This is a genomic window from Pseudomonas atagonensis (assembly GCF_011369485.1).
Taxonomy (GTDB): Bacteria; Pseudomonadota; Gammaproteobacteria; order Pseudomonadales; family Pseudomonadaceae; genus Aquipseudomonas; species Aquipseudomonas atagonensis.
On record NZ_VXCA01000035.1, the window covers coordinates 68,802 to 82,316 of the forward strand.

Consider the following 13,515-nt stretch of genomic DNA (forward strand, 5'->3'; position numbering starts at 1 on the left):
AGCAATTAAATTGCGTGCAATTCAATTATGCGAAAGGCGACCCACAGGTCGCCCGATCAGCTACTCGCGAGGCACCAGATCCAGGCACACCGAGTTGATGCAATAACGCAGACCGGTCGGCGGCGGGCCGTCCGGGAACACGTGTCCCAGGTGCGCATCGCAGCGGGCGCACTTCACTTCAGTGCGGATCATGCCGTGGGTCGTGTCACGGATTTCGGTCATGGCGCTTTCGCCGATTGGCGCGTAGAAGCTCGGCCAACCGCAGCCTGAGTCGAATTTGGTCTTGGAGTCGAACAGTGGCTCATTGCAGCAGACACAGTGGTAAACACCGTCGGTTTTGGTGGCGTTGTATTTGCCGGAGAACGGTCGCTCGGTCGCACTGAGACGGCAAACGTTGTACTGCTCGGGGTCGAGCATCTCACGCCATTCTTCCAGGGTTTTTTCCAACTTTTCCATCATCACACCTCAGCGGCTGAAAAAGCCCGATCTGTACCTTTTCCACGGATCGGGCGGCACGTATGATTGCGCCTCGTCACGCGCCAGTCTGGCAGCCAGACCGGACGCATTCAAACGGATTCTCCAAGCCACGGCTCAAGAGCTCCGCCTGTGCGAAACGCAGGAATCCCAGAACGGTTGTCCACTCACCGTCTGGATCGTTCATTTTCGGGATCACATCGCCATGCAGTTCAGCAAATCGAACAAGCTCGCCAACGTCTGCTACGACATTCGCGGCCCGGTGCTCAAGCACGCCAAACGACTGGAAGAGGAAGGTCAACGCATCCTCAAGCTGAACATCGGCAACCCGGCGCCGTTTGGTTTCGAAGCGCCGGACGAAATTCTTCAGGATGTGATCCGCAACCTGCCGACCGCGCAGGGTTACAGCGATTCCAAAGGCCTGTTCAGTGCGCGCAAGGCCGTGATGCAGTACTACCAGCAAAAGCAGGTAGAAGGTGTCGGCATCGAAGACATTTACCTGGGCAACGGCGTGTCCGAGCTGATCGTGATGTCGTTGCAGGCGCTGCTCAACAATGGCGATGAAGTGCTGGTGCCGGCGCCGGACTACCCGCTGTGGACGGCTGCCGTGAGTCTGGCCGGTGGCAACGCCGTGCATTACCTGTGCGACGAAGGCGCCGACTGGTTCCCGGATCTGGCCGATATCAAGGCCAAGATCACCCCGAACACCAAAGCGATGGTGATCATCAACCCGAACAACCCGACCGGTGCGGTGTATTCGAAAGAAGTGTTGCTGGGCATGCTGGAACTGGCTCGTCAGCATAATCTGGTGGTGTTCTCCGACGAGATCTACGACAAGATTCTGTACGACGACGCCGTGCACATCTGCACCGCCTCCCTGGCCCCGGATCTGCTGTGCCTGACCTTCAACGGTCTGTCGAAGTCCTACCGCGTGGCGGGTTTCCGCTCCGGCTGGATTGCGATTTCCGGGCCGAAACACAATGCCCAGAGCTACATCGAAGGCATCGACATGCTGGCCAACATGCGTCTGTGCGCCAACGTGCCAAGCCAGCATGCGATCCAGACGGCGCTGGGCGGCTATCAGAGCATCAATGATCTGGTGCTGCCGCAAGGTCGTTTGCTGGAACAGCGCAACCGCACCTGGGAGCTGCTCAACGACATTCCCGGCGTGAGCTGCGTCAAGCCGATGGGCGCGCTGTACGCGTTCCCGAAAATCGATCCAAAGGTCTGCCCGATTCATAACGACGAAAAATTCGTCCTCGACCTGCTGCTCTCCGAGAAGCTGCTGGTCGTGCAAGGCACCGCGTTCAACTGGCCTTGGCCGGATCACTTCCGTGTCGTGACCCTGCCCCGTGTCGATGATCTGGAAATGGCCATCGGCCGCATCGGCAACTTCCTCAAGTCCTACCGCCAGTAACTGGCCAGCAGTGCGCAACGACCGGTTCGTTGCGCATTGTCTGATTCAGCAACACTTCTGCAGTCCCCGCCTCTCCACGCCTTCTACACTTGCGATTCGTACCTGCCACTCGCGCCTGACGTAATGGCGGCGGGTCGCGGCTATCTGTCATCCATGTCGGTGTCTGCTGTGGGAAATGAGCCGTGCAGCGAGGAATCCACTGTAGGACACAGTTTGAAATAGTCACTCGGTTGAATAGCCCGTTGCAGCACCTTATATACCCCGCAGTACGCTACATCTTTAGCTTGAGGAGATTTCTACAACCATGATGCGCATCCTGCTGTTTTTGGCCACTAACCTGGCGGTCGTGCTGATAGCCAGCATCACCCTGAGCCTGTTCGGCTTCAACGGGTTCATGGCGGCCAACGGGGTTGATCTCGACCTCAGTCAGCTGCTGGTCTTCTGTGCGGTCTTTGGTTTCGCCGGTTCGTTGTTCTCGCTGTTCATCTCCAAATGGATGGCGAAAATGAGCACCGGTACCCAGATCATCAGCCAGCCACGTACCCGTCATGAGCAATGGCTGCTGCAAACCGTCGAACAACTGTCCCGCGAAGCCGGGATCAAGATGCCCGAAGTCGGTATTTTCCCGGCCTACGAAGCAAACGCCTTCGCTACCGGCTGGAACAAGAACGACGCGCTGGTAGCCGTCAGCCAGGGCCTTCTCGAGCGCTTCTCGCCGGACGAAGTGAAAGCGGTGCTGGCCCACGAAATCGGTCACGTGGCCAACGGTGACATGGTCACACTGGCGCTGATTCAGGGCGTGGTGAACACCTTCGTGATGTTCTTCGCACGGATCATCGGCAACTTCGTCGACAAAGTGATCTTCAAGAACGAAGAAGGCCAGGGCATCGCCTACTACGTGGCGACCATCTTCGCCGAACTGGTACTGGGCATTCTGGCCAGCGCCATCGTCATGTGGTTCTCGCGTAAACGCGAATTTCGCGCCGACGAAGCCGGTGCACGCCTGGCCGGCACCAGCGCGATGATTGGTGCGCTGCAACGCCTGCGCGCCGAACAGGGCCTGCCGGTGCACATGCCGGACACCCTGAACGCCTTTGGCATCAACGGTGGCATCAAACAGGGCTTCGCACGCATGTTCATGAGCCACCCGCCACTGGAAGAGCGTATCGACGCCCTGCGTCGTCGCGGTTGATCAGACTGAAGTAAAAACAAAAAGGCCCGCAGTGATGCGGGCCTTTTTTGTTGCTCAGGATTATGCAGTGCCTGTTCCAGCCTCTTCGGGAGCAAGCCCCCTCCCACAGGTTTTGTGGTGTACATCCAATCAGTGAAATTGAACCAGCCACAGTGTGATGGACAGGTAATCTGTGACATTGAACCAATCAGTGTGGGAGGGGGCTTGCTCCCGAAAGCGTCGGCATTATTTGCACATAACTAACACGACGAAACCCGGTAAACCCGCTCCTCCAGCCGCGTCACCCCAGCTTGCAGGAATTTCCAGCTGTCCCTTAGCACATCCTGCTCTTCTAGCCTCTCGACCTGCCAGCCGCCACCCAACAAGCGCTGCACTTCGGCATCCGGCACGGCAAACGGTGGCCCGGGCATCTGCGCCTGATCGTAATCCAGCGTGATCAGCAACCCCTGCACACCCTGCGGCAGGATCTGTTGGAGATGAGCTGCATAGCGCTCCCGCATCGGCGCCGGCAAGGCGATCAGCGCGGCCCGGTCGTACAACGCTGGGCAATCGACCACATCGCTGGCAGTCAGCGCAAAGAAATCACCACACCAAAGTTCGACAGCGTCGCTGTGATAGACCTTGAACGCGCCGTTCTCGCTGACTTGCGGCTGAATCTGGTGTTCACTGAAAAAATCCTCGACAGCCTTTTCCGACAGTTCAACCCCCAGCACCTGATGGCCACGCCCGGCCAGCCACGCCAAATCCAGACTTTTCCCACACAGCGGCACCAGCACGCGCGCCTGCGCAGGAATTGCCAGTGCCGGCCAGTGCCGCTGCAAATACACGTTGACCTCGGGTTGGTGAAAGCCGATCTGGTTCGATTCCCACTTCTTGTGCCAAAACTCAGGCTGCATGTATCACTCCCAAAAAATCGATCAAAAAGCGTTAAAACTTATATTGGAATCAGATCAATGAACTGACTGAAGATGAGCCATCTTACCGCTCAGGAACCCATCATGTTTCCCAGCCTGTTTATTTCCCATGGTTCACCCATGCTCGCACTGGAACCCGGCGCCAGCGGCCCGGCCCTGGCGCGACTGGCCGCTGAACTGCCCCGCCCGAATGCCATTGTGATCGTATCGGCACACTGGGAAAGCCATGAGCTGCTGGTCAGCAGCCATCCACAACCCGAGACCTGGCACGACTTCGGCGGTTTTCCCCGGGCGCTGTTTGAAGTGCAATACCCGGCGCCGGGTAATCCGCAACTGGCTGCCGAAGTCGCGCAATTGCTGACCGCCAACGACCTGCCGGCGCGCCTCGACCCACAACGACCGTTTGACCATGGGGTGTGGGTGCCGCTTTCGCTGATGTATCCGCAGGCCGATATTCCGGTGGTGCAGGTTTCGCTGCCCAGCCGGGGTGGCCCGGCGCTGCAGACCCGTGTCGGCCATGCGCTGGCCAGTTTGCGTGAACAAGGCATTTTACTGATCGGTTCCGGCAGCATTACACACAACCTGCGCGAACTGGACTGGCACGCCGGCCCAGACAGCGTGGAGCCGTGGGCGCGGGAGTTCCGTGACTGGGTGATCGACAAGCTGGCGGCCGACGATGAAGCGGCGCTGCATGATTACCGCCAGCAGGCACCGAACGCGGTGCGCAGCCATCCGAGTGATGAGCATTTGTTGCCGTTGTATTTTGCGCGGGGTGCTGGGGGTGAGTTCAGCGTCGCGCACAAGGGATTCACGATGGCCGCGCTGGGCATGGACATCTACCGCTTCGGCTGATGCCCAAATCGCAGGTAAAAAAAATCCCCGAACCAGTCGGGGATTTTTTATGTTCGATCAATCAGCCCAAGGGCGGATCAATCTTCGCGATAGCGACGCAGTTTCAGCTGCTTACCGGCAACGCGAGTGTCCTTCAGCTTGGTCAGGAGCTTGTCCAGACCGTCTTCCGGCAGCTCGACGAGGCTGAAGCTGTCACGCACCTGGATGCGACCGATCGCTTCACGGGCCAGACCACCTTCGTTGAGGATGGCGCCCAGCAGGTTTTTCGCGGCGATACCGTCACGCGCACCCAGCGCGGTACGGCAACGAGCACGGCCTTCGCCCAAAGGCATTGGCGCGCGACGCTCGCGGTCACCACGATCAGGACGATCACCGGAACGCTCAGGACGGTCGCCACGCGGTGCGTTGTTCGGCACCAGTGGACGTTCCTTCTCGATCGCGGCCAGGTTCAGCGCTTGACCGTTGGTAGCCTTGCGCAGCAGCGCAGCAGCCAGAGCACGCGGCGTGCAGCCGATGTCAGCGGTCAGACGATCGAGCAGCTCACCGTGAGTCGATTCGGCATCAGCGACCAGCGGCGACAGGCTGTTGGTCAATTTCTTGATGCGTGCGTCGAGAACGGCTTGCGCGTCCGGCAGGCGAACTTCAGCAACCTTCTGACCGGTGACACGTTCGATCACTTGCAGCATGCGGCGCTCACGTGGAGTCACCAGCAGCAGTGCACGACCTTCGCGACCGGCACGGCCGGTACGGCCGATACGGTGAACGTAGGACTCAGGATCGTACGGCATGTCAACGTTGAACACGTGAGTGATGCGCGGAACGTCCAGACCACGAGCCGCTACGTCGGTCGCCACAACGATGTCCAGACGGCCATCTTTCAGCGAGTCGATCACGCGCTCACGCTGGTTCTGGGCGATGTCGCCGTTCAGCGCTGCGGCTTTGTAGCCTTTGGCGTCGAGGGCACTGGCCAGATCCAGGGTCGCCTGCTTGGTGCGCACGAACATGATCAGCGCGTCGAAATCTTCCACTTCCAGCAAGCTGAGAACGGCCGAAGTCTTCTGGTCAGCGTGAACCAACAGGTGAGCCTGTTCGATCGCGGTAACGGTCTGGGTCTTGCTCTGGATCTTCACGTGCTTCGGATCGCGCAGATGGCGTTCGGCGATGGCACGGATCGATTGCGGCAGGGTAGCCGAGAACAATACGGTCTGACGGGTTTCCGGCATGGCCTTGAAGATAACTTCCAGGTCGTCCATGAAGCCCAGTTTGAGCATTTCGTCTGCTTCGTCCAGAACCAGGTGGTTCACGGTAGCGAGGACTTTTTCGTCGCGACGCAGGTGGTCGCACAGACGGCCCGGCGTGGCGACAACGATCTGTGCGCCATTACGGATTGCTTTCAGTTGTGGGCCCATCGGCGCGCCGCCGTAGACAGCCACAACAGTTACGCCCGGCATTTGCTTGGCATAGGTTTCGAAAGCGGTTGCAACTTGTAGCGCCAACTCACGAGTTGGGGCCAGGATCAGAGCTTGCGGCTCGCGCTTGGACGGATCAATGCGGTGCAGGATAGGCAGGGCAAAGGCAGCGGTTTTACCGGTACCGGTTTGCGCCTGACCAATCATATCGTGACCGGCGAGGATGATCGGGATCGACTGCTGCTGAATGGCCGAAGGCTCTTCATAGCCGGTAGCGACTACTGCAGCGACAATATTGGGATGAAGTTCAAGAGCGGCGAAGCCGCCGATTTCCTGGGTCATGGGTCTGCCTCTAAGTGCATCCGCAAAGACCCATGCTCCAAAGCTGCACATGCCGTGTTGAGACTCAAGAGTCGCCCTGGCAGCTTTGTCGGCGGGGATTTGCGAAAACGAATGAATGAAAAAGAATCGTCAAGGAAGAGCCCGCAGTGCGGACATGCAGCCGAAGCTGACTTCGGGGAATTGCGCTACCTAAACGCGGCCCGGTTAAAGGCCGGCGCGCACTATACCGGAATTTGCCCGAAAAGGGAGCTTTTTTTATCGACTGAATCCGTGTGTCACCGCTGTGTAACGGGGTTTTGCGGATAATCGCGCGAAGGTCTATTTTTCAAAGGCCCGGCCCTGCGGGCGATGACGCTTAAACGATTCACCGACGTGTGGCATACCGTCGCTGCACCCGCCCTTCCCGCCCGAGGATTTATCCATGAATCAGCCCTGTCCCGGCCGCGTCAGCCGTGAGCGTCGTGGTCATGTCCATTTGATTGGCCTCGACCGGGCCGCCAAGCGCAATGCTTTCGACCTCGATCTGCTCAATGAGCTGAGCCTGGCCTACGGCGAGTTCGAGGCTGATTCCGAGGCTCGGGTGGCGGTGGTGTTCGGGCATGGCGAGCACTTTACCGCCGGTCTGGATCTGGTGAATGCCAGCGCCGCCCTCGCCCAAGGCTGGCAGGTTCCGACCGGCGGTTGCGATCCGTGGGGTGTTTTCGTCGGACCCCGGGTGAGCAAACCGGTGATAGTTGCGGCGCAGGGGTACTGCCTGACCATCGGCATCGAGTTGATGCTGGCCGCCGACATCAACCTTTGCGCGAGCAATACCCGCTTCGCACAGATGGAAGTGCAGCGTGGGATCTTTCCGTTTGGCGGAGCGACTTTGCGTTTTCAACAGATAGCCGGCTGGGGCAACGCCATGCGCTGGCTGCTGACCGGGGATGAGTTCGATGCGCACGACGCGCTGCGACTGGGCCTGGTGCAGGAAGTGATGGCCAGCGAAGACTTGCTGCCCCGGGCGATTGAACTGGCCGATCGGATTGCCCGGCAGGCACCGCTGGGCGTGCAGGCGACGCTGATGTCGGCGCGGCAGGCGCGGTATGAAGGCGAGACGGTAGCGGCGCAGGGATTGCCGGCGATGGTGAAGAAATTGCTGGCAACTGAGGATGCCAAAGAGGGAGTGCGGTCGCTGGTGGAGCGGCGCCCCGGCATCTTCAAAGGGATCTGAATGGGCGGCGGTGATGCCGCCTTAGCGGGCAAGCCCGCTCCCACAAGTTCTGCGCCGTACACACAATCTGTGAACGACACGGTCACTGTAGGAGCGGGGTTGCCCGCGAAGGGGCAGGCACATTCAGCAAATCATGTAGCCGGGCGAATCGCCTTGATCAACGACTCCAGCGAATACCCCAGTCGCGGCGCCAATGCTTCGGCCCGCGCCGTCAGCGCCTGCAGGTCCAGCGCCTGATCGAGATCCGCCGGCACAATCAGAATCACGTTGCCCTCCTTCACTGGCAATTCCCAGTAGTGCCGGTGATAGAGCCCGCGCAACAACGCCGCACCGAGCGGCTTGCCGTCATCCGTGGCCCATTGATTGATCACCAGCCAGCCTCCCGGATTCAGACGCTTCTGGCAGTCGCCGAGAAAACTCCAGGCCAGATGCCCGACACCCGGACCGACATCGGTGTACAGGTCGACAAAGATCAGATCCGCCGGCTCCGCCGTCGGTAACAATTCGAGGGCATCGCCGACACGGATGTACAAACGCGGATCATCGTCCAGGCCCAGATATTCGATGGCCAGACGCGGTACATCCGGGCGCAACTCGATGGCTTCGACATCGTCCAGCGGCAGGAACTTCAGGCAGGCCTGAGTCAGCGTCCCCGCGCCCAGCCCGAGAAACAGCGCGCTCTCAGGTTGCTCATGGCACAGCGCACCAATCAGCATCGCCCGGGTGTAGTCGTATTCCAGCCAGCTCGGGTCGGCGGTGAACACGCAGCTCTGCTCGATCGCATCGCCGAACTCCAGAAAACGGTAGTCGGCCACTTCCAGCACGCGAATCACGCCGAATTCATCCTGTACCTCGGCGAGCAGATGCTCGACGCGCTCCTCAGTCATTTCGTCTCCTGATGGTCACCGGGCGCGGTGACGCGATGGCACCGCTGTGGCGCCGTGGCAAAGCGGCGATTGTCGGCGAAGGTGCGGGAACAGGTCACGCACTAATTTGCTGATACCATGGCCTTCCGTGCGTAGAACCTTAGAGAACGTGATGAGCCAACCGTGGAGCCCTGACAGCTGGCGCGCCCTGCCGATCCAGCAACAACCCCAATACCCCGACGCCGCACACCTGCGCCAGGTCGAGCAAACCCTGGCCAGTTATCCGCCACTGGTGTTTGCCGGCGAAGCGCGCGAGCTGCGTCGTCAGTTTGCCGAGGTCACTCAGGGCCGGGCGTTTCTGCTGCAGGGTGGCGATTGCGCCGAAAGCTTCGCCGAATTCTCTGCGGCAAAGATTCGCGACACGTTTAAAGTGTTGCTGCAAATGGCGATTGTCATGACCTTTGCGGCCGGTTGCCCGGTGGTCAAGGTCGGCCGTATGGCCGGTCAGTTCGCCAAGCCGCGTTCGGCCAACGACGAGACCATCGACGGCGTGACCCTGCCCGCCTACCGTGGGGATATCGTCAACGGCATCGGTTTTGACGAGAAGAGCCGCGTACCGGATCCCGAGCGTCTGCTGCAGTCCTATCACCAGTCCACCGCGACCCTCAACCTGCTGCGCGCGTTTGCTCAGGGCGGTTTTGCCGACCTGCATCAGGTGCACAAGTGGAACCTGGACTTCATCGCCAACTCGGCGCTGGCGGAGAAGTACAGCCACCTCGCCGACCGCATCGATGAAACCCTGGCGTTCATGCGTGCCTGTGGCATGGACAGCTCGCCGCAATTGCGCGAAACCAGTTTCTTCACTGCCCACGAAGCGCTGCTGCTGAACTATGAAGAAGCCTTCGTTCGCCGCGACAGCCTGACCAACGATTACTACGACTGCTCGGCCCACATGCTGTGGATCGGCGACCGCACCCGTCAGCTCGACGGCGCTCACGTTGAATTCCTGCGCGGGGTGAATAACCCGATTGGGGTCAAAGTCGGCCCGAGCATGAACCCGGACGATTTGATCCGCCTGATCGACGTGCTCAACCCGGACAACGATCCGGGCCGTCTGAACCTGATCGCGCGGATGGGTGCGAACAAGGTTGGCGATCACCTGCCGGCGCTGATCCGCGCGGTACAGCGCGAAGGCAAGCAGGTGCTGTGGAGTTCCGACCCGATGCACGGCAACACCATCAAAGCCAGCAGCGGCTACAAGACCCGCGATTTTGCGCAGATCCTCGGCGAGGTGAAGCAATTCTTCCAGGTGCACGAGGCAGAAGGCAGTTATGCCGGCGGGATTCACATCGAAATGACCGGGCAGAACGTGACCGAGTGCATTGGTGGGGCGCGGCCGATCACTGAAGACGGGTTGTCGGATCGCTATCACACGCATTGCGATCCTCGGATGAATGCCGATCAGTCGCTGGAACTGGCATTTTTGATTGCCGAGACGTTGAAGCAAGTCCGTCGCTAGACCGCGCCGTCCCTTTCGCGAGCAGGCTCGCTCCCACACACGATTTGTGTCGTACACAAATCCAATGTGGGAGCGGGCTTTCTCGCGAAGAGGCCAGCTCAGACAACATCAATCTGCGCCAACGCCACCCGCAACCGCCCCGCACTCTCGCGGTGACAATTGAGCTGCACGCGCTCCAGCCCCAACCAGTGCGCCATCCGCCGCAAACTCACGGCCAGCGCCAGCATCCCCTCCTCATCCAGCCCCGGCTGTTCCTCGTGCACTGCATGCACCGCCAGCCGCCCCGACGCCCGTTCGGCGCGCAAGTCGACTCGCGCGGCGATCCGCTCATTGTGCAAAAACGGCAACACGTAATAGCCGTATACCCGCTTGTCCTGCGGCGTGTAGATCTCCAGCCGATAGCGAAAGTCGAACAATCGCTCGGTGCGGCTACGCTCCCAGATCAGTGAATCGAACGGCGACAGCAGCGCGCTGGCGGCGACCTTGCGCGGGAATTTCGGCTCCGGCAGGCAGTAGGCGATTTGCCGCCAATCGCCGACTTCACAGGCAATCAACTGACCCGCTTCAACCAGTTCAGCCAAACGCGGTCGGGCATCGGCCGGATTCAGACGGAAGTAATCGCGCAGGTCTTTCTCAGTGCCAACGCCCAACGCGGTGGCGGCGTGCAACAACAAACCGCGCTGGGCGTTGGCTTCGTCAGGTAGCGCCTGTTGCAGAATGGCAGAAGGAATCACCCGCTCGGGCAAATCGTACAACCGCTCAAAACCCCGCCGCCCCGCCACCGTCACTTCACCGGCGGCAAACAACCATTCCAGCGCATGCTTTTCCGCACTCCAGTCCCACCAGGGCCCGGCCTTGTCCTCGCGGGTCGAGAGGCTGCCGGCACCCAGTGCGCCACGCTCTTCGACCAACGCCAGAACCCGGCGAATCGTCCCTTGCTGTTCACGACCGAATTTCGCCAGTTGCTGATAAATATCCTCGCCACGCTTTGCCCGCTGCATGCGCCAGCCGAGCAAGGGATACATCGACAACGGCAGCAACGAGGCTTCGTGGCCCCAATATTCGAAGAGCGTACGACGCCGGCCCGAACTCCAGGCCGCCTGGTCGAGCAAATCAGAAGAATAGGAACCGAGACGGGAAAACAGCGGCAGATAGTGCGAGCGCACCAGCGCATTGACGGAGTCGATTTGCAGCAGGCCCAGCCGTTGGATCAGCTGATTGATGTGCGCAGCCTTGACGGTTGGCGGCTGGCGCCCGTTGAACCCTTGGGCAGCCAGCGCCAGACGTCGCGCCTGTGTGATGGAAAAGGACAGTGTCGCGGGCATGAAAATCTCCTTGTCTGCTCGCAACCTACCTCACCGTAAGTGGGTTTGTGTAGCGTTCGGCTCATCATTTATGCATCGGATCGTCCCAGAACGGCCGCACGGTTTCATGCTCGACGTCGGCACGGCTGATCCCGATATCCTTCAAGGCTTCGTCGCTCAGGCTGGCGAGCAGTTCGCGCTCTCTGTGCAATTCGTACCAGCGACTAAACTTGTGCAGCAGATCGGAAACGATATGGCCGGTAAATTTTTCTTCGCCTGCGTACTCTTCATGACCTTTCATCGTGTTGCCCTCCATTGTGGATGGCTCAAGTCTCGTCCCGGCGCTAAGATCAATCCAACGAATGTTTCTGATGGCATGCATCACGGAGATTCATCAATTGTCGGCTTACCCCAGTATCGATACCGATGTCCTGCGCACCTTCGTCGCGATTGCCGATCAGGGTGGTTTCACCCGCGCCGGCGAGATGGTCAACCGCACGCAATCAGCGGTGAGCATGCAGATGAAACGTCTGGAAGAGGACGTGTTGCAGCGCCAGTTGTTCGAACGTGACGGACGTCAGGTTCGCCTGACCGCCGAGGGCCAGGTGCTGCTCGGCTACGCGCGGCGCATTCTCAAACTGCACAGTGAGGTGTTCAATACGCTGCGCGAGCCGCACATGGTCGGCACCGTGAAGATCGGCACGCCGGATGATTACGTGATGCGTTTTCTGCCGGGGATCCTGTCGCGGTTCGCGCAGTTTTATCCGCTGATCCAGATCGAAGTGCATTGCGAGTCGACCAAACAACTGTTGCAGCGCACCGATCTGGATTTATCGATCGTCACCCGCGAGCCGGGTAACGAGATCGGTCAGTTGCTGCGCAAGGAGCGTTTCGTCTGGGCCGAAGCGCAAAACTTCAGCGCCCACGAGCAGACGCCGCTGCCTCTCGCGATGTTTAACAGTGATTGTTTCTGCCGCTTGTGGGCCTGCAATGCGCTGGACGCGATGGGCCGCGATTACCGCATCGCCTATAACAGCAGCAGTCTGTCAGCGCTGATGGCGGTGGTGAGCGCGGGCCTGGCGATCACCGCGCAACTGGAGAGCCTGATCACTGCGGACATGCGCATTCTCGGCGCCGACGAGGACCTGCCGCTTTTGCCTGAGGCGAGCATCATGCTGATCCGCAACCTCAACAATCCTTCGCCGATTACCGAATGCCTGGCCGAGCACATCGTCGAAGGCTTCAAACTTTAAACGCGAGCATCACCGCACAGAGCACTAGGAATCCGCAGAACAGCCCGCGCAGGAGTTTTTCCGGCATGGCGTGGGCAACTTTCACACCCCAACTGATGCTCGCCAGACCACCCAGCGCCAACGGCAGACCGATCATCCAATTCACTTCGTGATGCAACGCGTAAGTCACCAAAGTGACGCCGGTACTGGGCAAGGCCAGTGCCAGCGACAAACCTTGCGCCACCACTTGCGTGGTGCCGAACAGACTGGTCAGTACCGGCGTTGCCACCACCGCCCCGCCGACACCGAACAAGCCGCCCATGGTGCCGGACGCCGCGCCGAGCACACCGAGCCACCGCCAGGAATAACGCATCTCGGCAGTGGCTGCCGGGCGTTTGCCGAACATCTTCAGCAGGTTATAAGCTGACAGCGCCACCAGAAACGCGACGAAACCGATGCGCATGGTTTGCGCATCGATGCCCACCGCCCAGATCGAGCCGATCCAGGCAAAGCAAAAACCCATGAGCGCCAATGGCAATGCGTGGCGCAGCTCAATGCGATTGCGCTGGTGATAACGCCACAACGCCAGCATCACGTTCGGCACGACCATCACCAGCGCGGTGCCTTGGGCGATTTGCTGGTCGAGACCGAACCAGACGCCCAGCAACGGGATAGCGATCAAACCGCCACCGATGCCGAAAATACCGCCCAGTGTGCCAAGGGCTGCGCCAAACAGCAGGTACAACAAAAACTCCATCACAGCCGAATTCCTCTTACGTCA

The 13,515-nt window shown here is 60.0% G+C and carries 13 protein-coding genes; 6 read left to right on the plus strand and 7 right to left on the minus strand.

The annotated features are described in order from the left end of the window. Window positions 1–60: 60 nt before the first annotated feature. Window positions 61–456, minus strand: coding sequence for a peptide-methionine (R)-S-oxide reductase MsrB (gene msrB / locus F2P67_RS23505; protein ID WP_166224379.1), 396 nt, complete (start codon window positions 454–456; stop codon window positions 61–63). Between the two features lie 223 nt (window positions 457–679). On the opposite strand from msrB, the gene F2P67_RS23510 reads away from it, so the two are divergent. Together F2P67_RS23510 and htpX are read left to right on the plus strand one after the other, a co-directional pair. Further along, window positions 680–1,891, plus strand: a complete 1,212-nt coding sequence (locus tag F2P67_RS23510) for a pyridoxal phosphate-dependent aminotransferase (protein ID WP_166224382.1) — start codon at window positions 680–682, stop codon at window positions 1,889–1,891. 304 nt (window positions 1,892–2,195) lie between these two features. Then, window positions 2,196–3,083, plus strand: coding sequence for a protease HtpX (gene htpX, locus F2P67_RS23515; RefSeq protein WP_007908619.1), 888 nt, complete (start codon window positions 2,196–2,198; stop codon window positions 3,081–3,083). 239 nt (window positions 3,084–3,322) lie between these two features. Here the strand turns inward: htpX and F2P67_RS23520 are convergent, their stop codons facing one another. Next, entirely contained in the window at window positions 3,323–3,979 is a 657-nt protein-coding gene (locus F2P67_RS23520) for a thiopurine S-methyltransferase (protein ID WP_166224385.1), read from the minus strand. A gap of 102 nt (window positions 3,980–4,081) precedes the next feature. On the opposite strand from F2P67_RS23520, the gene F2P67_RS23525 reads away from it, so the two are divergent. Next, the gene (locus F2P67_RS23525) at window positions 4,082–4,849 is read left to right on the plus strand and encodes a DODA-type extradiol aromatic ring-opening family dioxygenase (RefSeq protein WP_166224388.1); all 768 of its coding nucleotides are present in this window, start codon (window positions 4,082–4,084) and stop codon (window positions 4,847–4,849) included. 77 nt (window positions 4,850–4,926) lie between these two features. Here the strand turns inward: F2P67_RS23525 and F2P67_RS23530 are convergent, their stop codons facing one another. Further along, window positions 4,927–6,600: a DEAD/DEAH box helicase gene (locus F2P67_RS23530; protein WP_007964821.1), complete on the minus strand. Its 1,674-nt coding sequence runs from the start codon at window positions 6,598–6,600 to the stop codon at window positions 4,927–4,929. Between the two features lie 421 nt (window positions 6,601–7,021). Between F2P67_RS23530 and F2P67_RS23535 the strand changes: the two genes are divergently transcribed. Then, window positions 7,022–7,813: a crotonase/enoyl-CoA hydratase family protein gene (locus tag F2P67_RS23535; RefSeq protein WP_166224391.1), complete on the plus strand. Its 792-nt coding sequence runs from the start codon at window positions 7,022–7,024 to the stop codon at window positions 7,811–7,813. 131 nt (window positions 7,814–7,944) lie between these two features. Here the strand turns inward: F2P67_RS23535 and F2P67_RS23540 are convergent, their stop codons facing one another. Continuing rightward, window positions 7,945–8,700, minus strand: coding sequence for a spermidine synthase (locus F2P67_RS23540; RefSeq protein ID WP_166224394.1), 756 nt, complete (start codon window positions 8,698–8,700; stop codon window positions 7,945–7,947). Window positions 8,701–8,851: 151 nt separating this feature from the next. Here F2P67_RS23540 and F2P67_RS23545 point away from each other — a divergent pair, with 151 nt between their 5' ends. Then, window positions 8,852–10,198: a class II 3-deoxy-7-phosphoheptulonate synthase gene (locus tag F2P67_RS23545; protein ID WP_003226774.1), complete on the plus strand. Its 1,347-nt coding sequence runs from the start codon at window positions 8,852–8,854 to the stop codon at window positions 10,196–10,198. Between the two features lie 98 nt (window positions 10,199–10,296). On the opposite strand, the gene F2P67_RS23550 is transcribed toward F2P67_RS23545, so the two are convergent. Both F2P67_RS23550 and F2P67_RS23555 read right to left on the minus strand, forming a co-directional pair. Next, window positions 10,297–11,523 carry a winged helix-turn-helix domain-containing protein gene (locus F2P67_RS23550; RefSeq protein WP_166224397.1) on the minus strand — a complete coding sequence of 409 codons (1,227 nt, stop codon included), beginning with the start codon at window positions 11,521–11,523 and terminating at the stop codon, window positions 10,297–10,299. 64 nt (window positions 11,524–11,587) lie between these two features. Continuing rightward, window positions 11,588–11,803, minus strand: coding sequence for a DUF1127 domain-containing protein (locus tag F2P67_RS23555; protein ID WP_166224400.1), 216 nt, complete (start codon window positions 11,801–11,803; stop codon window positions 11,588–11,590). Between the two features lie 97 nt (window positions 11,804–11,900). Here F2P67_RS23555 and F2P67_RS23560 point away from each other — a divergent pair, with 97 nt between their 5' ends. Then, window positions 11,901–12,755, plus strand: a complete 855-nt coding sequence (locus F2P67_RS23560; protein ID WP_178120954.1) for a LysR family transcriptional regulator — start codon at window positions 11,901–11,903, stop codon at window positions 12,753–12,755. Here the strand turns inward: F2P67_RS23560 and F2P67_RS23565 are convergent. Beyond that, entirely contained in the window at window positions 12,745–13,494 is a 750-nt protein-coding gene (locus F2P67_RS23565; RefSeq protein WP_178120951.1) for a TSUP family transporter, read from the minus strand. The genes F2P67_RS23560 and F2P67_RS23565 overlap by 11 nt on opposite strands. Window positions 13,495–13,515: the final 21 nt, after the last annotated feature.

What these genes read in the sequence shown, in the direction of transcription:
- msrB (WP_166224379.1), bottom strand. Translation starts at nt 456, where the DNA reads ATGGAAAAGTTGGAAAAAACCCTGGAAGAATGGCGTGAGATGCTCGAC.
- F2P67_RS23510 (WP_166224382.1), top strand. Translation starts at nt 680, where the DNA reads ATGCAGTTCAGCAAATCGAACAAGCTCGCCAACGTCTGCTACGACATT.
- htpX (WP_007908619.1), top strand. Translation starts at nt 2,196, where the DNA reads ATGATGCGCATCCTGCTGTTTTTGGCCACTAACCTGGCGGTCGTGCTG.
- F2P67_RS23520 (WP_166224385.1), bottom strand. Translation starts at nt 3,979, where the DNA reads ATGCAGCCTGAGTTTTGGCACAAGAAGTGGGAATCGAACCAGATCGGC.
- F2P67_RS23525 (WP_166224388.1), top strand. Translation starts at nt 4,082, where the DNA reads ATGTTTCCCAGCCTGTTTATTTCCCATGGTTCACCCATGCTCGCACTG.
- F2P67_RS23530 (WP_007964821.1), bottom strand. Translation starts at nt 6,600, where the DNA reads ATGACCCAGGAAATCGGCGGCTTCGCCGCTCTTGAACTTCATCCCAAT.
- F2P67_RS23535 (WP_166224391.1), top strand. Translation starts at nt 7,022, where the DNA reads ATGAATCAGCCCTGTCCCGGCCGCGTCAGCCGTGAGCGTCGTGGTCAT.
- F2P67_RS23540 (WP_166224394.1), bottom strand. Translation starts at nt 8,700, where the DNA reads ATGACTGAGGAGCGCGTCGAGCATCTGCTCGCCGAGGTACAGGATGAA.
- F2P67_RS23545 (WP_003226774.1), top strand. Translation starts at nt 8,852, where the DNA reads ATGAGCCAACCGTGGAGCCCTGACAGCTGGCGCGCCCTGCCGATCCAG.
- F2P67_RS23550 (WP_166224397.1), bottom strand. Translation starts at nt 11,523, where the DNA reads ATGCCCGCGACACTGTCCTTTTCCATCACACAGGCGCGACGTCTGGCG.
- F2P67_RS23555 (WP_166224400.1), bottom strand. Translation starts at nt 11,803, where the DNA reads ATGAAAGGTCATGAAGAGTACGCAGGCGAAGAAAAATTTACCGGCCAT.